The sequence below is a fragment of the Sporosarcina sp. Marseille-Q4063 genome (assembly GCF_018309085.1).
GTDB lineage: Bacteria > Bacillota > Bacilli > Bacillales_A > Planococcaceae > Sporosarcina.
In genome coordinates this window covers 410,922-429,262 of sequence record NZ_CP070502.1, presented here as the reverse complement: position 1 = coordinate 429,262, position 18,341 = coordinate 410,922, and the positions used below count along the sequence as shown (strand labels likewise).

At 38.6% G+C, this 18,341-nt stretch carries 20 protein-coding genes; 7 read left to right on the top strand and 13 right to left on the bottom strand.

All coding sequences use genetic code 11. The features are described from left to right. The first annotated feature begins 8 nt into the window (after positions 1-8). Positions 9-1,064, top strand: a complete 1,056-nt coding sequence (locus tag JSQ81_RS02220) for a S66 family peptidase (RefSeq protein WP_249336610.1) — start codon at positions 9-11, stop codon at positions 1,062-1,064. 240 nt (positions 1,065-1,304) lie between these two features. On the opposite strand, the gene JSQ81_RS02215 is transcribed toward JSQ81_RS02220, so the two are convergent. The 5 genes from JSQ81_RS02215 to JSQ81_RS02195 all read right to left on the bottom strand — a co-directional run bounded on the left by JSQ81_RS02215 (position 1,305) and on the right by JSQ81_RS02195 (position 6,243). Then, entirely contained in the window at positions 1,305-2,801 is a 1,497-nt protein-coding gene (locus JSQ81_RS02215; protein WP_212606114.1) for a catalase, read from the bottom strand. A 119-nt stretch (positions 2,802-2,920) separates the two neighbouring features. Beyond that, on the bottom strand, positions 2,921-3,685 hold the full coding sequence (locus tag JSQ81_RS02210) for an NRDE family protein (protein WP_212606113.1): 765 nt from the start codon (positions 3,683-3,685) through the stop codon (positions 2,921-2,923). 19 nt (positions 3,686-3,704) lie between these two features. Further along, on the bottom strand, positions 3,705-4,337 hold the full coding sequence (locus JSQ81_RS02205; protein WP_212606112.1) for a glycerol-3-phosphate acyltransferase: 633 nt from the start codon (positions 4,335-4,337) through the stop codon (positions 3,705-3,707). A 44-nt stretch (positions 4,338-4,381) separates the two neighbouring features. Then, positions 4,382-5,128, bottom strand: a complete 747-nt coding sequence (locus JSQ81_RS02200) for an arylamine N-acetyltransferase family protein (RefSeq protein ID WP_212606111.1) — start codon at positions 5,126-5,128, stop codon at positions 4,382-4,384. A 98-nt stretch (positions 5,129-5,226) separates the two neighbouring features. Next, positions 5,227-6,243 carry a DUF1646 family protein gene (locus tag JSQ81_RS02195; protein ID WP_212607517.1) on the bottom strand — a complete coding sequence of 339 codons (1,017 nt, stop codon included), beginning with the start codon at positions 6,241-6,243 and terminating at the stop codon, positions 5,227-5,229. Positions 6,244-6,364: 121 nt separating this feature from the next. Between JSQ81_RS02195 and JSQ81_RS02190 the strand changes: the two genes are divergently transcribed. Together JSQ81_RS02190 and JSQ81_RS02185 are read left to right on the top strand one after the other, a co-directional pair. After that, the gene (locus JSQ81_RS02190; RefSeq protein ID WP_212606110.1) at positions 6,365-6,784 is read left to right on the top strand and encodes a DUF948 domain-containing protein; all 420 of its coding nucleotides are present in this window, start codon (positions 6,365-6,367) and stop codon (positions 6,782-6,784) included. Between the two features lie 27 nt (positions 6,785-6,811). Then, entirely contained in the window at positions 6,812-7,348 is a 537-nt protein-coding gene (locus tag JSQ81_RS02185) for a DUF948 domain-containing protein (RefSeq protein ID WP_212606109.1), read from the top strand. Between the two features lie 28 nt (positions 7,349-7,376). Here the strand turns inward: JSQ81_RS02185 and JSQ81_RS02180 are convergent, their stop codons facing one another. Together JSQ81_RS02180 and JSQ81_RS02175 are read right to left on the bottom strand one after the other, a co-directional pair. Further along, positions 7,377-7,817, bottom strand: coding sequence for a DUF948 domain-containing protein (locus JSQ81_RS02180; protein WP_212606108.1), 441 nt, complete (start codon positions 7,815-7,817; stop codon positions 7,377-7,379). A 2-nt stretch (positions 7,818-7,819) separates the two neighbouring features. Next, on the bottom strand, positions 7,820-8,242 hold the full coding sequence (locus JSQ81_RS02175) for a DUF948 domain-containing protein (RefSeq protein WP_212606107.1): 423 nt from the start codon (positions 8,240-8,242) through the stop codon (positions 7,820-7,822). Between the two features lie 248 nt (positions 8,243-8,490). Here JSQ81_RS02175 and JSQ81_RS02170 point away from each other — a divergent pair, with 248 nt between their 5' ends. The 3 genes from JSQ81_RS02170 (at position 8,491) to JSQ81_RS02160 (ending at position 11,377) form a co-directional block, all read left to right on the top strand. Continuing rightward, positions 8,491-8,733 carry a hypothetical protein gene (locus JSQ81_RS02170; protein WP_212606106.1) on the top strand — a complete coding sequence of 81 codons (243 nt, stop codon included), beginning with the start codon at positions 8,491-8,493 and terminating at the stop codon, positions 8,731-8,733. 149 nt (positions 8,734-8,882) lie between these two features. Beyond that, complete coding sequence (locus JSQ81_RS02165) at positions 8,883-10,022, top strand: glycerate kinase (protein ID WP_212606105.1); 1,140 nt, start codon at positions 8,883-8,885, stop codon at positions 10,020-10,022. 11 nt (positions 10,023-10,033) lie between these two features. Further along, positions 10,034-11,377, top strand: coding sequence for a GntP family permease (locus tag JSQ81_RS02160; protein ID WP_212606104.1), 1,344 nt, complete (start codon positions 10,034-10,036; stop codon positions 11,375-11,377). 67 nt (positions 11,378-11,444) lie between these two features. Here the strand turns inward: JSQ81_RS02160 and JSQ81_RS02155 are convergent, their stop codons facing one another. From JSQ81_RS02155 to JSQ81_RS02130, 6 genes are all read right to left on the bottom strand, one after another. Beyond that, positions 11,445-11,675, bottom strand: a complete 231-nt coding sequence (locus JSQ81_RS02155; protein WP_212606103.1) for a PepSY domain-containing protein — start codon at positions 11,673-11,675, stop codon at positions 11,445-11,447. A gap of 117 nt (positions 11,676-11,792) precedes the next feature. After that, entirely contained in the window at positions 11,793-13,298 is a 1,506-nt protein-coding gene (locus JSQ81_RS02150) for a peptide MFS transporter (RefSeq protein WP_371812535.1), read from the bottom strand. 279 nt (positions 13,299-13,577) lie between these two features. Continuing rightward, entirely contained in the window at positions 13,578-14,432 is an 855-nt protein-coding gene (locus JSQ81_RS02145; protein ID WP_212606101.1) for an ABC transporter permease, read from the bottom strand. A gap of 1 nt (position 14,433) precedes the next feature. After that, complete coding sequence (locus JSQ81_RS02140; protein ID WP_212606100.1) at positions 14,434-15,345, bottom strand: ABC transporter ATP-binding protein; 912 nt, start codon at positions 15,343-15,345, stop codon at positions 14,434-14,436. Continuing rightward, positions 15,338-15,757 (bottom strand): hypothetical protein, encoded by a 420-nt coding sequence (locus JSQ81_RS02135; protein WP_212606099.1) that lies wholly within the window; start codon positions 15,755-15,757, stop codon positions 15,338-15,340. The genes JSQ81_RS02140 and JSQ81_RS02135 overlap by 8 nt, the downstream gene beginning before the upstream one ends. Before the next feature lie 12 nt (positions 15,758-15,769). Next, positions 15,770-16,132: a LytTR family DNA-binding domain-containing protein gene (locus JSQ81_RS02130; protein WP_212606098.1), complete on the bottom strand. Its 363-nt coding sequence runs from the start codon at positions 16,130-16,132 to the stop codon at positions 15,770-15,772. 325 nt (positions 16,133-16,457) lie between these two features. On the opposite strand from JSQ81_RS02130, the gene JSQ81_RS02125 reads away from it, so the two are divergent. Further along, positions 16,458-18,338, top strand: coding sequence for an ABC-F family ATP-binding cassette domain-containing protein (locus JSQ81_RS02125; RefSeq protein WP_212606097.1), 1,881 nt, complete (start codon positions 16,458-16,460; stop codon positions 18,336-18,338). The last annotated feature ends 3 nt before the right edge of the window (positions 18,339-18,341 follow it).

Below are 18,341 nucleotides of genomic sequence, written 5' to 3'. Positions count from 1 at the left end.
TTAGATGAATGGAAAAATTGATAGTAAAAGGGAAGTGTGTGTATATGATTCATTATCCAAGTCCTCTAGTAAAAGGGCAGACAATCGGCGTTAGCGCAATGTCATCTGGTGTTGATAGTGAACTCCATCATATTCTAAGGAAAGCGGCTCATCAATTTGAACAAAGAGGATATTCTGTGGAACTTGGGGACACCGCATGGTCGAATGAAAAACTTACATCTGCTTCACCGGAAATTCGAGTTTTAGAATTTATGGAAATGATGATGGATGATGAAGTAGGTGCGATAATTCCACCCTGGGGCGGTGAATTTATTTCCGAAACGCTTCCGCTTCTCGAATTTGAAAAACTGGAACCAAAGTGGATCGTTGGTTACTCGGATACTAGCACGCTTCTTTTGCCTATCACATTATTAACAGGAATCGCTACTGTTCACGGGACGAATTTCGTCGACTTGAGAAGCGATGAATGGGATCCGGTCACTGCCAAATTCATGGATGTCTTATCTGCCGCGAAAGGGGATAGTATTACGCAATATTCGTCTGAAAAGTATCAAACTGAGTGGCAGCATTTTGCGCCGCCTGAGCCGTATGTTTTTAAATTGGATGCGCCTACTGAATGGAAGACAATCGGGGATAATCCCATTCAAGTTGAGGGAAGAATTTTGTCTGGTTGCATCGATACGATTCGACATCTTATAGGAACGCCTTTCGGAGATATTCATTCATTTCAGACAAAATTCATACCGAATGAGAAAATCATATGGGTACTTGAGAATTGTGATATGGATGCCCCTGATTTTTATCGTTCACTTTTACAGTTTTATTACGCTGGATGGTTTGATAACACTTCAGGAATTGTTTTTGGGCGAACAGATGCGGGCGAAGCAGAAGAGGACTTTACTTATATCGAAGCATTAGAAAGAATCGCAAAAATACTAGATGTACCTGTCGTTTATGATGCGGATATCGGACATGTTCCACCGCAAATGACATTTGTGAACGGTGCTTTTGCAGAGCTGACTGTTGCTGACGGTAAGGCAATTATGACAACTAAATTAATTTGATAATAGATGAAAAAGAGTAGCGATAACGCTACTCTTTTTAATGATGGAAACTATAAATTTTTGTACTGTGGATATCTTCTAACATGAGATTTCACGTCTAGCTTCAGGCACCAGCCCCTCGGGTCATAAGCAATCTAACTATAAAGAAGAATTGAACTGCATTCTTCCCCAGCAAAGGACGCCACGCCGTTAGATTGCTTATGCCTGTCGGGGCTAAACGGGCGCCTTGCGCTTTTGTTTTTATTTTGGTTCGAATGATGCAGCTGCGGCAGCCTCGACTTCATTCCATGGAATGCCAAGTGCTTCTGCAACGCCTTCACCATATGCAGGATCCGCTTTATAGCAGTGTGTGATATGGCGGAGTTGGATATGTTTATCGACGCCGCTCATATTAGCTGCAGTATTTAAAAATAGTTCTTGTTTTTGCTCATCGTTCATCAAGTTGAATAATTTACCAGGTTGTTCAAAGTAGTTATCGTCATCTTCTCTGAAATCCCAACGGTCTGCGGCACCATGAATATCAAGGGCAGGTTCTTTATATTGTGGTTGCTCTTGCCATTCGCCGTAGCTGTTCGGTTCGTAATGAATCGTACTTCCTAAGTTTCCGTCAACTCTCATTGCACCATCGCGGTGGAAGCTATGCATAGGGCATTTAGGTTGGTTAATCGGAATTTGATGATGATTAACGCCTAAACGATAACGCTGTGCATCGCCATAAGAGAAGAGGCGACCTTGCAACATTTTATCTGGTGAGAAGCTGATTCCTGGTACAACGTTTGCAGGTGTAACTGCAAGTTGTTCTACCTCCGCAAAATAATTATCAGGGTTTCGATTCAGTTCAAATTCGCCTACTTCAATAAGCGGGAAGTCTTTTTTATACCAGACTTTAGTTAAATCAAATGGATTATAAGGCATGTTGGCTGCTTCTTCTTCCGTCATCACTTGGATATACATTTTCCATTTCGGGAATTCGCCGTTTTCGATAGACTCATAAAGGTCACGTTGATGACTTTCACGGTCGACACCGACAAGCTCTACTGCATCTTTGTCAGTTATATTTTCAATTCCTTGTTGCGTACGGAAGTGGAATTTAACCCAAACCCGTTCATTTTCAGCGTTAATCATACTGAATGTATGACTTCCGAATCCGTGCATATTTCTGTATGATTTTGGAATGCCGCGATCACTCATGACAATTGTCACTTGGTGAAGTGCTTCAGGTAATGATGTCCAGAAATCCCAGTTATTATTTGCACTACGCATATTCGTTCGCGGATCGCGCTTAACAGCATGGTTTAAGTCAGGGAATTGAAGCGGATCTCGGAAAAAGAATACCGGTGTATTATTTCCGACTACGTCCCAGTTTCCTTGTTCTGTATAAAATCTAAGTGAAAATCCGCGTATGTCGCGCTCAGCGTCCGCTGCGCCCCGTTCTCCAGCAACTGTCGAGAAACGAGCGAAGACATCTGTTTTCTTTCCCACTTCTGAGAAGACTTTCGCGCTTGTGTATTTTGTGATGTCATGTGTAACAGTGAACGTGCCATGCGCACCGGAACCTTTCGCGTGCATACGTCGCTCGGGAATGACCTCGCGATCAAAATGAGCCATCTTTTCTAAGAACCATACATCTTGGAGTAGCATAGGCCCTCTTGGACCCGCTGTCATTGAGTTTTGATTGTCAACCACCGGAGCACCGGCAGCTGTAGTGAATTTCTTCTGATTTTCTTTTTTACTCATTCATTCTCACTCCCTAGATTATAATGTTGCTTACATGATAATACTAACAAATCAGAACAAACTGTACCAATAAATAGATTAAGAAGTATCGATATTGTCAGTTTTCTTCTATTAATATACTAGGAAATTTGAAAAGAATAATTGTTTTCAAGTTTAAATTGCCCGTTTTCATACGTTCGTTCAATGAATGTCACATTATTATCATGGTCTACTAGCAATATCGTTGAACAACGCGTGCCATAATTAGGCGTTTGGATGAAAAGCGGAGATAATTGCCGTTCAAGTTCTAGTTCGACACCCGTTTTCGGTAAACTTGCATCTTCAGCTAGTTCCGCATTCATTAAAATATTGAAGAGTTCATCGGCATCCATTATTTCATTCTTCGTTACATAGTTTTGTAACATCTCTTTTCCTTTTATTACTTTCGGCCAAGGCGTATTGAGGAAGCGATTACTTAGACCATGCGTGCCAGGTGGGATTACAATTATTTGTTCGTTGATATTATTGTAGTAATGAAGTTGTTCCGTGTTCCCGATAAGTATATTAAATCCATTATAAAGATCTTTTTTTGTGTTTAGCTTATGTATGAAGTCTGACGGGGAAGTATCCTCAACTAAAAAGTTCTTGACAATCTCGCCGCGTGATTCTTTAACTACACCAAATTCAGCTGGATTGCGATAATTTGTTAAAGCTGCAAATCGACCGCTTTTTGTAATGCCTAACCATGTGCCCATTTGCACTAAATCGCGCCCCGCTAACAGACCCGGCTCGTCTTTCCAAAAATGAGCAGGACGAGTAGGGCGCTCATAAAATTCATCGCGATTTGCCGCGACGATCAATTTGTAGTTTGGATGATCTTTTAGATGGAAATTAATTAAACACATTATATTATTCTCCTAGTCATTATTTCTTGCCTTTTTTGAAAACAGCAGAGATTCGACTTTCATCGCCTTTTTTCATTCGTTGTATATTCTCGAAATGTTTCAGAATGGCAATTACGAATAAAGATAAGGCGATCATAGGGGACCATATTCCGGCTGAAAACCACATCGCAAAAATAAATAATGAAATATAAAGCATTAGGACACCGAATATGAGATAGTCTGTTACTAGTGCGACGACAACAAAAACAACAAACGCGATTAAACCGAAAATCCAATTAATCCCGAATAAGATTCCAATTACCGTTGCAGTTCCTTTACCCCCATTAAAATTCATATAAAACGGAAAAATATGACCAAGAACGACCGCAGCCCCCGCAGCAAAGATTAAGATTATGCTATTTTCATCCGATAAATTTGATTGAACTGCAATCGTACGAGCGAGAATGACTGCAAGTACGCCTTTACCAATATCAATTGCTGCAACTAGTGCGCCAAACTTTTTGCCGAGTACAATTGTTGCGTTCGATGCACCGAAATTTTTAACGCCTTCTGTTTTCAGATTAACTCCAGAAATAATCTGCGCAATGCGGGCTCCATGCAGACATCCTAGAAAATAACCCCCACATAGAAGTACAGTGAGCCAAACCCACATTATTTTTCCCCCTTAATTACGATTCATCTATAGGTTATTCGTAATCATAATTGTATGTTAAATATGTCCCTCAAAGTCTGTTGTTTTTCAGATTCCGACAGATTAACTTTTTCCCGTAAATCATTTTCAATAATTGTTAATGTTTGATCTGTAAGCGTAACTCTCCCGGTAGGCGTCGCTTTTGTAATTACATCATGATGTGTAAAGGAAGAGTCTTTTGAAACTTGGTTGAATACGCAACCTTCATGGAAGTCTAGTAGATTTTTAGGTTCATTGTTAAATCTATACAATGTTCTTTGCTCTTTATCCGATTCATAGACCAAATCAAATTGTCGATCATTAATCTGGGTAATTGTATACGCCGCGTTAACATCTACTTTTTTATCACCGTTCAGCGGAACCGGTAGGCGGGGGCAGGCTGCGCCGAATCCGACATCTACTAAATAAGGTTCTTCAAGATTAACGAGAATTGCTGCATGGGTATCGGCTTTGGCCCATTCCCCTGTTTGCCTTAATACAGTAGCGGAAACGAGATGCGCATCATATCCCAATTCGCATAACAATGCGTGAAACAAACCGTTCACTTCATAACAATATCCACCGCGATGTTTCATTACAATTTTTTCGTAAATTGTTTTCAAATTTAAATAGATCGGTATACGTCGAATCACGTCTAGATTTTCGAAAGGTATGTGTTCTAAATGTAAGTTTTGGATTTCACCTAAGTTTTGAAGCGAAACCTCTTTAAAAGAAAGTGCATGAAATCTTTTTAAATAAAGTTCAATATCCATTTTTTATCACCTCTGTCTATTATATCGCAAAAGCGGGAGAGATGAAAATCTAGCTATTGCTGCTTGAATATCTTTTAATACGTTTCATTTCTGTATGATTAGGCAATTGTAATGATAACAATGAAATAAGCAACCATTGTTATTAATCCAATAGGAACGGCGAACCGTGCCCATTCAATGCTGGTAATCGAAAGCTTCCCGGCGGCTATAATGTTTGGAATGTTTCCGGGTATTAACATACCTCCGCTCACAAGAAGTCCCAGCAATATTGCTTGTATTGTTGAATTATCCATTGATGGACTAATTTCCGCAGCTGCCAAAGTAGCATTATCAAGAACAGCTGAAATCATATTGATCCAATAAAGAACAAGCGGGCTTAAGTTTAATAAGTATTTTTCAATAAATGGCTCGAATCCGGCGCCGAGCAGCGTTAAAGCCATTACGAATAAATATACTTTAAAACTGCGTATAATAATATCCAAATTTGATTCAGTTCTGTGTGTTTTAAATGATTGGTTAATTTTTTTACTCGGTTTAATAAGGACTGCGGCAAGTAACCCGAATAATATGACCCCTGGAATCACGTTGGGGCCAATCAATTGCAGTAAATAAAAAAAGTCTTCATTTAACTTGCTCGTTGCTATTGTAGATAAAGGCTCGCCAATTGGCGTTAACACCGCACCAAGACCAATAGAATAACAGGCTAATACGACAAGACGCACTTCCGACTTACGATCGAGATGCAGAACGCTGACAATCGTTACGAGTACAATCGCGGCAATAATTGCAGTAATCACACTTGAAACAAGTCCTAGCGTTATTACTGTTAATGCTAGGAACAATCTTAACGGCATCGCTTTACTCAATCCTAGAATAATTTTTTTAATAGGTGTCTGAAACCACTTAAATATAAAACCAGCAATTAGGACCGCAAACGTTATCTTTAATGGATCATTGAAAACTTTAATGAGTAAAGTCGAGTCATAGACCTGACTGATAAGAACAGTGGCTGTACCCATGAGAAATAAGAAGGCTTCCAAGTTGCGCGCGACAGTGTTCGAGAAAAAAGGAATAAATAACACAAGCATCAAAATAATAATTAAACTAAACATTATTTTCACACCTTTACTTTTAATCAATTAATGATAGCTGCGTATATGTTTGCCCATTTACAAAGATAACTTTACAATGAAGCTAGTGATGGTAAACTCAGCAACGAAAGGATGTTGTTTCATAATGCTCGTTAATATTGGCGTATTTCTGATTGCAATTTCGTTTCTACTAGTTGCAATTTATGTCGCAAAACTTCTGTTAAGAACATCTACAGTTATTTCAACGCTCGGTTCAACAACGTCGGAAATTGAAACTAAGTTGGATAAAATGATTACTGAGATGGAAGCGACAATTGTAGAAATGAATGCTACGGCAATAGATATTGATCAAAAACTTGCCTCAACGAATGAATTATTTCTAGCTATTCAAGATGTAGGGGATACAACTGCGACCGTTAGCGGAGAGTTGGAATCTCGAACCGAAAAATATGTAAATGATAAATCCCTGGCTGGAACTAAGCCGTTCATTCGTGCAATTCAATATGGAGAATTTAGTTTTGGTCTTATTCGCTCGTGGAGAAAAGGGAAGCAAGCATCATTATAATGACAAACTTGAAATGAGGGACCTGAAATGGATTTAGTTGGAATCGGGGTATTATTAATAGGAATTTCTTTTTTAGTATTAGCCATCTACTTTGCGCGCGTTTTGAATAATTTAGCCAGCGTGATTAGCGGGGTAGATCAGACAGTTGAACAACTTCCAAATCAACTTGATAAAATACTTAACGAAAGCGGAAACTTGCTACATAATAGCAATGATACATTAGCTGATGTGAACGAAAAGCTAGAAACGTTAACACCCTATTTTCGAATCGTAGGAGATGTAGGGGAATCAACACGTACATTGTCCTCGTCTCTCGTAGACGCGACGAAATCAGCCAAAAAGAAAATGGATAAGGTGGACCCAGATATTCAAAACAAACGATTAGGCGGGGTATACGGCACTGCTGCGCTTGGTTATTATCTGTTTCAAAGACGAAATGATTTAAAACGCGAAATACCTAAAAGATCAACACGAAAAATATATGAAGTCGGCGAAAGAAAGGCAATGGAAATCGAACAAATGAAATCTCAATCGAGATTAGAGAACACAAAAAATAACGTGTAGTGGGGTAATCCTCCGCTACACGTTATTTTTATTTGTTTTTTGAAATTTTTTCTTTCAGGAACTTATTTTGCGACAAATAATAAATCATCGACATTAATCCAAATAATCCCTCATATTGTTTTCGATTCGTAAATTCAACAGCTTCGGATGTTCTTTGTTTGAATGCAATTGTTTTTTGTAACGTGCTGTTCGTTAACTCTTGTGAAGCTTCACCGACATCTCCTACAATTTCAAAGATAGGTCTCAATTCTTTAACTTGATCATTAACATTTTCAATTGTTTTGTTTCCTTCTTGCAGAACAGATGTCGTTTGGTCGGTAATCGTAACAAAAGACTCTGGTAATTTTTCTGTTGTCTCTTTCAAATTCTCCAGTACATCGGTCAGTTTTTTTATCGGTTTTATTAGAAATAGCACAAGAACCGCGAATGCTATACCGATAATAAGTACGCCAATTTCCAACAAGCCCATGGTTATCGCCTCTTTTCTTGTTCGCGTTTAAATCCATAATACAGACGCGCTGCGACTTCGGTAATTGCATTCGTCTGTTGCATGAGTTCTGAATACTTTTTTGGAGGATTTGCAACCTTGTCCGAAATTTGTTTAAAAGATTGGTCCATATAATTTGTTGTTTTGTTTAAATCCTTTGCAGTAGTCGATAAGCTTTCGAAGTTTTGCATTTTGACTTCTGCATCTTGTGCGATTTGGTTGGTCTTTTCGAGTAGTTGTTCTGACTGTTTAGTAATGCCGCCAATTTTATTTTCTACTCGTTTTAATGTTTCAGAAACATCGCCCATCGTTTGCTTAGCGCTTTTTAATGTAATCACAACAAAAATTGCGATTAATAATAAAGAAAGAGCGGCGATGAGCGCACTAGCGTACAATAAAAAATCCATTAAGCACACCTCCATAATACTTCTAGTATACACATTTCCATTATATCTATAAAGTTCCACTCAATACTGTTAGTTAAACATGAATTTGGGATTTAGAAAGCGGGCGAAACTTTTCAATGTGAATATAATAATACAAGGGAACCGCTACTATATATTCATGACTCTTTTATCATTGCATAGATTACTATTACTGCGGTGTTAAATTAAAATTAAATACTTTTTCATATAAATCAGGAAAGGACGGTCTTGTGCAAATTTACGATGTCGCGCTTATTCCGCTAATTATCGGATTAGTTCAGGTGCTGAAGTATTTTGGTTTTAGAAAAAAGTGGTTTTTGCCGCTTGCATCGTTGCTATTCAGCGTGTTGGCTGGGGTGATTTATGTTCATCCACATGATGTGAATGAGGGTATTCTTATTGGATTGTTAATGGGTTTGTCCGCAAGCGGGCTGTATTCAGGGGGTAAAGCGATTTTGGAAAAAGAGGAGTAGTTACTAGTAGTGAAAAGCTATTTTATAACTTTAATAAATCGGAATTAACCTCTCACTAATAGTGTGAGGTTAATTCAAATTTTTTTATAATGCATAATACTTTATTTATCACTATAATTCTATGTATAAGAGAATTAGGAGGTGTATTTGTGAAAATCATAGTCGCACCCGATTCGTTTAAAGGAAGTTTAACAGCAGTACAAGCAGCAAAAGCGATGGAAGAAGGAATCCTTCGTTATGATCCCACAATAAATATAAAGATATTGCCTGCAGCTGATGGCGGTGAAGGGACTATGGACAGTTTAATCCGGTCTACTTCCGGAATATTAACTACCCACCGCGTTCACGACCCACTAGGACGAATGATTAATGCTGACTACGGCGTTCTTGGTGATGGTAAAACATGTGTCATTGAAATTGCCGAAGCATCGGGTCTGATGTTAATCGATGAACATGAACAGAATCCACTTCTGGCTTCTTCATTCGGAACAGGAGAATTAACCGTACATGCACTTGACGCAGGCTATCGAAATTTCATAATTGGACTTGGTGGTAGTGGTACCAATGATGCCGGAACAGGGATGTTGAGTGCTTTAGGCATGAAATTTCTTAATCGCGCAGGAACAGAACTGCCTCTTGGGGGCGGTGCTTTAGGTGAACTCTATAGCATCGACTCTACATTGTTTGATAAGCGGATAGCCGAGTGTAAATTTATTATTGCGTCGGACGTTGAAAATCCACTTGTTGGTCTAAAGGGCGCTTCCTATGTATTTGGCCCGCAAAAAGGTGCAACTAACGAGACTGTGAAATTACTAGATGAAAATCTATTGAATTTCGCAAATATCACTGAAAATATTACGGGAATACGACTTCATAATAAAACTGGTGCTGGAGCTGCTGGGGGAGCAGGGGGGGCGTTTCAGGCATTTTTTCCTTCGGTTATGAAACGTGGAATAGATGTAGTGTTAAACGCGATATCTTTTGATGATCATATCCATGATGCAGAACTTATTTTGACTGGTGAAGGAATGTCAGATGTACAAACCCTATCTGGGAAAACACCATTTGGTATAGCGGAAGTAGCCCAGAGAAAAGGGAAACCAATCCTTCTTATTTCTGGACTTGTGGCTGAGGAAAGCAGGGAATTATTAATGCCTTTATTTAATGAAGTTCACTCAGTTGTTGGAATAGATGTCTCGGTAGAAGAATCAATGAATGAATCATTTCATTACTTGAAAATGAAAACATATAAAGTAATAAAAGATTATTTTACTAAAATAAAACAATAAGGGGTGCTTGCATGTTATTTGCTATTATTGCGATCAGTGTTGTGTTGATTGTCTTGTTAACAGCAGTATTTAAAGTACATCCGTTTTTATCTTTACTTTTAGGTGCATTCTTCGTTGGTATTACTTCCGGCATGCCGCTAGGTGATGTTGTTGAAAGTGTGAATGATGGATTCGGCGGACTGATGAAAGGTATTGGAATTGTCATTGTAGCAGGTACGATTATTGGCGTTATATTAGAAAAGTCTGGTGCCGCTTATCGAATGGCGGAAGTCGTCTTACGTGTTATCGGTAATAAGCGTCCTCAATTGGCGATGTCGATTATTGGTTATATTGTTTCGATACCGGTTTTCTGCGATTCAGGTTTCATAATATTGACAAGCTTGAAAAAGGCACTTGCCAAACGAGCAAAAGTTGCGATTGCCTCCATGTCGGTTGCCCTTGCGACTGGTTTGTATGCAACCCATACGTTAGTTCCGCCAACGCCAGGCCCGATTGCGGCTGCAGGTAATATAGGTGCGGAAAATTATTTAGGCACAATCATTTTAATTGGTCTCTTCGTTGCGATTCCTGCAGTTATTGTTGGTTATTTTTGGGCGGTAAAAGTGGCTTCGAAAATTGAAGTTCCAGAAGATACTGATGATAGCGGACTTGATTATGACGAGATCACAAAGTCCTTCGGAGAAATGCCATCTACATTTAAAGCTTTTTTACCCATTGTTCTTCCAATTGTGTTAATTGGAATTGGATCGATTTCTGCACTTACAGACAGCGATTCTGGTTTTATAAACTTCTTTAAATTTTTGGGGGCTCCATCAGTAGCTTTGTTAATCGGTGTTTTTGCAGCATTTCTATTGTTGCCTAAATTGAACGAAGAAACAATGACCAATTGGATTGGTGAAGGATTAAAAGGCGCGGCACCGATTTTACTTATCACAGGTGCCGGTGGGGCATTTGGAAAAGTGATTGCCAATTCAGGCGTAGCAGATTTAATAGCTTATATGAATATGGATGCATTAAGCGGAGCCTTATTCTTACTTATTCCATTTTTCATTGCCGCGGCTCTCAAAACAGCTCAAGGTTCTTCTACCGCATCCCTAGTAATTACATCGACTTTAATCGCACCGTTGCTACCAACCTTGGGTATTTCGGGAGCTGTTCCGCTGGCGCTTGTCGTTATGGCAATTGGTGCTGGTGCGATGACAGTGAGTCACGTGAACGACAGTTTCTTTTGGGTTATCACTGAATTTAGTGGTATGAAAGTTACCGATGCTTATAAAGCGCAAACGATGGCTACACTTTTACAGGGTGTAACGACCATTACAGTAACGATGATTCTCTGGACAATTCTTGTGTAAATCAACTGAAAAAGGTCAGTCTGTCGACAATTGGTTTTGCCCTACAGCGCTGACCTTTTTGTTTTATTTAATCACGTTTTAATTTAGTAATTCGGCCCGTTTGAGCATCAATTTCCATTTCATACTCAATGCCTTGCCTAGTCACAACATCTACTTCATATACGAGTCTGCCATTTTCAGTATCCAACTCTACTTTCTTAATCTCACCAGGTATTTGTGACAGAGCGATACTCATTGCATCTTCAATGGAAATCCTGCTATATCGATTGTATTGTTGATTCCAATAGTTGTTCGTCATACCATTCCCCTTTCTTGTAAAACACATTCTTTCTAGTGTATTCAAGTAAGGGGTTATTGTTCTTGCATCGCACATAAAAAACAGCTACCCAATTAAGGATAGCTGTTTTAGTTGAAATTAACGTACGCCTTTCATGTAGCGCAGAATCAATGGAGAAATAAAGTACAACACGACACTTAGTGCAATTGCAATTCCTCCGATAATACCAAAATACAACATCTCAGTTTCCGGTGAATAGAATTTTACAAGTTGCGCGTTCAAACCTTGAGCAGCTGCGTTTGATAAAAACCAAAGACTCATCGTTTGTGCTGAGAATGCGGCTGGTGCCAGCTTTGTTGTCGCAGACAATCCAACAGGCGATAAACATAATTCACCCAACACAACCATGAAAATACTAAGGATTAACCAAAGCGGACTCACAAGCGCATCTGATCCGCCTAAATATCCAGGTAATAAAATAACGATAAACGATAAACCAGCAAACAGAAGACCTAATGAGAACTTCTGTGGAATCGATGGTTGTCGATCACCGAGTCTTACCCATAACCAAGCGAAAAATGGCGCAAGCATAATTATGAACAGCGGATTAAAAGACTGGAACCATGCAGGGGAGATTTCGAATCCCATGACATTCAGGTCCGTTCGTGTATCCGCATACAGTGCAAGAATTGTTGACCCTTGCTCCGCGATAGCCCAGAACATTACAGATGCCAAGAAAAGTGGAATGAATGCAATTATTCTAGAGCGTTCCACATCGTTCGTTTTCGGGCTTCTGTACATAACAACAAAATAAGCCGTCGGAATTAAAAAGCCGAGGATTCCGACAATTGCAATAAAGGAATTGAAAGTTAACCAACCAAGTGGGATTGATATTGCAATAAGAGCCGCAAGAACAATCGCTGAAATAGCGAAAGTGGTATATACTTTTTTCTTCTCATCTGGCGCCAATGGATTGGCGACTTGTGTTCCAGCTAACCCTAGATTCTTTTTCTTAGTCATGACAAACATGACGAGACCCAAAAACATACCTAATGCCGCAACACCGAAACCAAGGTGGAAACTCGTTTTCATTAAACTACCTACGATAAGCGGTGCTATGAATCCACCCATATTGATTCCCATATAGAAGATACTGAATCCAGCGTCACGTCGGTTGTCGGTTTCAGAATAGATGTCGCCAACAACACTAGAAACGTTCGGTTTTAATAGACCTGTTCCAATTACGATCAATACCATCGAGATGAAAAACATCGTAATATTACCAGGTATCGCAAGTACTAAGTGGCCAAACATAATGAAAATACCACCGTAGAATACAGCTTTCGATGTACCAAATATCCGGTCAGCGAGCCACCCACCAATGATTCCAGACATGTAAACGAGTGAACCATATATAGACATGATCGATAATGCGACCGTTTTATCTAATCCAAGTCCGCCGTTCGTTACTTCATAATACATATAGAATACGAGGATTGCCCTCATTCCATAATACGAGAAGCGTTCCCAGAACTCAGTGAAGAATAGTGTGAATAAACCTTTGGGGTGTCCGAAAAATCCTTTTTGCGGGACACTTTCGACAATTTGTTGTTTAGTTAATTTAGACACGATAAACCTCCTCATATTATTATTTATTAATAATACATGTAATCGTTTTCGAATGTCAAAATTAAATTTTACCATTAATTAATGTCTTATAATACTGACTTTTTCAGGTTTTGAGATAATAATAACTTTTTCAATATAAAAAATAATGCTATTATAAAATAATTATAATTGGCGAAATTGTCCCAATGTTGCTCTCGTTTCGTTTATTAAAGTTTACCCTAATGCATCACAGGCATACTTAGGCGAATATGCATAAAAAAAGCAAGTACCTGGATCATCAGGTGCTTGCCGTTACTATTTTTGTTTTCGGTTCATAACAAGAATTGAAAGAATGAAAAATAGAATTGTTGTACCGATCAGATAAAAAACACTAAATAGTTTAGTGGCCTTTTCTCCGTTAATTTTATAATTTACACCCATATCGAAAAGGAAGGTTTCTTTGAGGGTTGGTGATGCATTTGAAAAAGCATCAATAAGCGAAGTATCCATCAAGATTTGTCGAAACAAGGCGGCAGAATGGGAGACCGGAAAAAATTTCACGATGGTTTGAAGATAGTCCGGCAACGTGCCAATCGGAATATATATGCCAGCTAAAAACCCGAGAAGCGTTCCTATGATGGTACTTGCGGCAGCAAATGCATTTGATGTTTTGAAGAAAGAGACGACTAGAAGAACCATTGAGCCACTTGAAACTACTGATAATAGGATTACACCAACTAACATGATGCCTTTATCGAATGTAAGTAGAGGTTCTCCAGATAAAAACAGAAAAATTTCAGCTACTATGAATGTAAACGCGCACATGAAAAACCCAATAAATAATGCACTTGAAATATAGCCTCCAACCAACTTAGCCCGTGAAATAGGGGAAGAATGAAAATCCAATACACGGTTATTTGCTCGATCTTCAACCAAAATTCCAAAAGAACCCAATGTGGTTGTCATTGAAGAGACAGCTAAAATCCCTGCAATGAACCAAGAGGTTAAGAGTTGCTTTTTTGCTGGGAAGTCGGGCAGTCCTTTCGACGTCAAATCGCCTAAAAATAAAACATATAAAGCGATAAGAATAAATACTGCGAGAAGGGAAAAGAAAACAGCTGTTCTATCACGAAAATATAATAAAATATTTCGTTTAGTGAAGGCTATCATATTATTCCACGTCCTTTCCATTAATGGCAATAAATACATCATCCAAATTTGATTTTTTAACTTCAAAAGAAGTGATTAAATCTGCATGTTCTGCTAAAAATGGAATTGCTGACTTTGTCTCTTGAAGAGGAAGATGGAAGATCGATCTCTCTTCTGTATATTCGATTCCTTTCGCCGCCAAAATTCTTCTCATATCAGCATCGTTACTCGGCGTCAGTAGTAAATTATCGGAAGCGTACTCATTTTTTAATTGCTCGGGAGTTCCTCGCGCAATGATTTCGCCCTTTTTCATGACAACCACATAATCAGAATTTGCAGCCTCCTCAATATAATGCGTCGTTAGAAAAACTGTCATTTTTGTTTCATTTTGAAGCTGTAAAATTGTATGCCAAATACGCTTACGACTCTGTGCGTCAAGTCCAGTTGTCGGTTCATCCATTATTAGGATTGATGGGTTATGAATGAGTGCCCGGGCGATATCCGTTCTTCTTCTTTCACCGCCTGACAGCTTTCCATATGGCCTGTTTAAAAATGATTGTAAACCAGTCAAAGCCGTTACCCGTCCAATCGCATTACTTTTGTCTATTTTCGACAATCCGTAAAATGAACAGCGAATTTCTAAATTTTCTTTGACTGTTAATAAGGGATCTAAAAGACTATCTTGGAAAACGACTCCGATTTCCTGTCGAATCTTATCGTCTTGTTTCCCGACTGTGAATCCCTTAACTTTCACTTCACCTTTATCTTGTTTCAATAACGTCAATAATATCGAAATGGTCGTTGACTTTCCGGCCCCGTTTGTTCCAAGAAATGAGAATAGGGCACCTTCTTCAACATAGAAGCTGATATCTTTCACTGCCTTCACTTTTCCGAAGGATTTAGACAAGCCGTTCACTTCGATTATTTTATTCATTAAACCCCTCCATTTTACGTTTTTGTATGACGGAATTAATTCGCCTGGCACTCACTTGTTCTCCTAAGAAAATCACAATAATTACAACAGCATACGTCAATATGCCAATGACAACGACGAAGAAAGTGTAGTAGGGAGTGAAGGGATATATCGTAAAAAATCTGCCGGCAAACACCAAGACAAAAAGAACTGAAGAAAGCTCCAACAGTCGCAAGAAAAATGGATTTTCGATTGGCAATAAATGCACCATATAAATCAACACTATAATCGCGATTGAAATAACCAACATTTTGGCAACCATTTGTTCAGTAAAAGGAGGAAAAATACTTCGGAAACTAAAGAAAAGATAAAAAATAGTGCTAAATGTGAATGAAATACAACTCGCTGCGATATAACGCATAAAATCTTTCATGTTTTTCCCTCCTTATTTGAGAAATTTCGTTTTGAATGCCTTGACATAATGGCGATTGATAATCACTTTTTCGCCGTTCGTCAATGTTGCTTCAAACCTTCCATTGAATAAAGCACGAACACTATCGATATGCGATGTATTTACAATTAAGTTCTTGCTAATGCGAATAAAATTAGTTCCTTCCACTAATTGCTCGAACTCGTATAGTTTTAAATCACTTTCATACACTTCTTTTTGTTTATATAGAAAAGATTTATTCTCTACTGATTCGATATAATACAATTCTTTGGCTACAAGGGAATAGGTGTGGCCATTTTTTCGACCGGTTAGAATAATTGTATTTTGCTTAATTAGTTCGATCAAACGTAAAACCATTTCGTCCATTTTGGGGCATTTAATTAAAACTTCTATTTTCTCATAGTCCTCGCATTCGTCAATTTTGATATCGATGTTTCATCACATCCTTATTGAAATAATAATCATTTTTACTGACTCAATTTATCTGAATCGTACCACTCGTTGGAATTTCAAACAATATCATTTGTAGTAAGTTACACATTTTCATTATTAAGTTGCATTTAAAGTGAAAAATGGTGTTAAAAGACGAGACGATCAACATTATTAATCCGAAGTGTTTCAAATATGACTCAAAATCAGCTATGATAGAGGTATGTACAGCTTTAGAAACGGAAGTGAATGAATGAGCCAATTAATCGTTGAAAAATTAACGAATACAGTAGGAGCAAAAACGTTATTTGATAATATAGCGTTCACAATTTCAAGCGGAGAAAAAGTGGGGCTTATTGGCATTAACGGAACAGGAAAGTCAACGCTTCTGTCAATCATTGCAGGAGTCGGGGATGCCGATTCAGTTTCTATGGACCATCCGAATAACTATCGAATTGCCTATTTGCCGCAAGAGCCTGAAGTCGATCCAGATTTGTCGGTGATGGAAGCGGTATTTATGAGTGATGCGCCGATTATACGCATGAACTTGGAATATGAACATGCATTAAAAGCTTTAACTTCAAATCCAGAGTCCGTAAAAAACCAGGAACGTTTTGCGGAAATTCAAAACGAAATGGATGGCATGTCAGGCTGGGATATAAATTCGAAGGCGAGAACGATTTTAACTAGACTAGGCATCGAGACGTTTGAGAAAAAGATGGGAGAACTTTCAGGTGGCCAACAAAAGCGGGTTGCTCTTGCGAAAGTACTGATTGAACCAGCTGATTTATTATTGCTGGATGAGCCGACAAACCATTTAGATGTAAACTCGATTACATGGCTGCAGGAATATTTAATAAATGAACAAGGTGCAGTTATTTTCGTTACACATGATCGCTATTTTCTAGACGCGGTATCAACGCATATATACGAGCTTTCCAATGCCCAACTTTATTCGCATACAGGGAATTACGGTGACTATATTGAGTCGAAGGCATTACGCGATGAAATGCAAGCTGCAACGGATGATAAGCTTCAAAATCGATATCGTTCAGAACTAAAGTGGATAAAACGAGGCGCAAGAGCTAGATCAACGAAACAAAAAGCGCGTATCGGTCGTTTTGAAGAACTTGCGGAACAAGTAAAGAAAGACAATACGAATGACGAAATGGATGTCGGATTAAAAACGACTCGACTGGGAAGAAAAGTGATTGAAACAATAAATGTTTCTAAATCATTTGGAAATAAAAAAATAATAGAAGAATTTTCGTGTCTACTTCAATCTGGTGACCGCATTGCAGTCGTTGGACCAAACGGAGTCGGAAAAACGACTTTGCTGAATTTGTTTTCAGAAGAGATTACCCCAGACGATGGTATAATTGAAAAAGGATCAACAGTGAAAATCGCACATTTCCATCAACATATTCCGACGATGGATGACAATAAAAGAATTATTGAATACATCCGAGAAACATCAAATGATATTGAAGATGCTGATGGCAATCGAATATCGGCTTCACAAATGCTTGAAAGGTTTTTATTCCCGACACGAGCCCATGGTACGCTCATCGGGAAATTATCGGGTGGAGAACGAAAAAGACTCCATTTGTTAAAGCTTTTAATGGAACAGCCGAACGTTCTACTTTTAGACGAGCCGACGAATGATTTAGATCTTGAAACATTAGCGATATTAGAAGAATTCATCGAAACATTTCCAGGCGTCGTCATAACGATTTCCCATGATCGCTTTTTCCTAGATCGAACATCAAAAAAACTATGGGTGTTGGACGGTACTGGTAAAGTGGATACGTGGCTAGGAATTTATTCCGATTATCTTGAATCGTATGTTGCCGCGGAAGAAGTAATAGAAAAACCGGTAATTGAAACACCGAAAGTGGAACAACGCGAGAAAAAGAAAAGAATGTCTTATGCTGAAACAAAAGAATGGGAAACAATTGAAGAGGATATTGAGAAAATCGAAACAACGATTGAAGAGACAGAGGCAAAAATGGAGTCTGCGGGCTCTGATTACGATAAACTAAGAGAACTGACCACTTCACTCGAGGAATTAAATGCAAAATACGAAAAGTTATTCGAACGATGGTCTTATTTACAAGAGTTTCAGGAAGCATAACAT

Excerpts from the sequence above, each read along its gene's own strand:
- JSQ81_RS02220 (WP_249336610.1), top strand. The coding sequence starts at position 9 with ATGGAAAAATTGATAGTAAAAGGGAAGTGTGTGTATATGATTCATTAT.
- JSQ81_RS02215 (WP_212606114.1), bottom strand. The coding sequence starts at position 2,801 with ATGAGTAAAAAAGAAAATCAGAAGAAATTCACTACAGCTGCCGGTGCT.
- JSQ81_RS02210 (WP_212606113.1), bottom strand. The coding sequence starts at position 3,685 with ATGTGTTTAATTAATTTCCATCTAAAAGATCATCCAAACTACAAATTG.
- JSQ81_RS02205 (WP_212606112.1), bottom strand. The coding sequence starts at position 4,337 with ATGTGGGTTTGGCTCACTGTACTTCTATGTGGGGGTTATTTTCTAGGA.
- JSQ81_RS02200 (WP_212606111.1), bottom strand. The coding sequence starts at position 5,128 with ATGGATATTGAACTTTATTTAAAAAGATTTCATGCACTTTCTTTTAAA.
- JSQ81_RS02190 (WP_212606110.1), top strand. The coding sequence starts at position 6,365 with ATGCTCGTTAATATTGGCGTATTTCTGATTGCAATTTCGTTTCTACTA.
- JSQ81_RS02185 (WP_212606109.1), top strand. The coding sequence starts at position 6,812 with ATGGATTTAGTTGGAATCGGGGTATTATTAATAGGAATTTCTTTTTTA.
- JSQ81_RS02180 (WP_212606108.1), bottom strand. The coding sequence starts at position 7,817 with ATGGGCTTGTTGGAAATTGGCGTACTTATTATCGGTATAGCATTCGCG.
- JSQ81_RS02175 (WP_212606107.1), bottom strand. The coding sequence starts at position 8,242 with ATGGATTTTTTATTGTACGCTAGTGCGCTCATCGCCGCTCTTTCTTTA.
- JSQ81_RS02160 (WP_212606104.1), top strand. The coding sequence starts at position 10,034 with ATGTTATTTGCTATTATTGCGATCAGTGTTGTGTTGATTGTCTTGTTA.
- JSQ81_RS02155 (WP_212606103.1), bottom strand. The coding sequence starts at position 11,675 with ATGACGAACAACTATTGGAATCAACAATACAATCGATATAGCAGGATT.
- JSQ81_RS02150 (WP_371812535.1), bottom strand. The coding sequence starts at position 13,298 with ATGAGGAGGTTTATCGTGTCTAAATTAACTAAACAACAAATTGTCGAA.
- JSQ81_RS02145 (WP_212606101.1), bottom strand. The coding sequence starts at position 14,432 with ATGATAGCCTTCACTAAACGAAATATTTTATTATATTTTCGTGATAGA.
- JSQ81_RS02140 (WP_212606100.1), bottom strand. The coding sequence starts at position 15,345 with ATGAATAAAATAATCGAAGTGAACGGCTTGTCTAAATCCTTCGGAAAA.
- JSQ81_RS02135 (WP_212606099.1), bottom strand. The coding sequence starts at position 15,757 with ATGAAAGATTTTATGCGTTATATCGCAGCGAGTTGTATTTCATTCACA.
- JSQ81_RS02130 (WP_212606098.1), bottom strand. The coding sequence starts at position 16,132 with ATGGTTTTACGTTTGATCGAACTAATTAAGCAAAATACAATTATTCTA.
- JSQ81_RS02125 (WP_212606097.1), top strand. The coding sequence starts at position 16,458 with ATGAGCCAATTAATCGTTGAAAAATTAACGAATACAGTAGGAGCAAAA.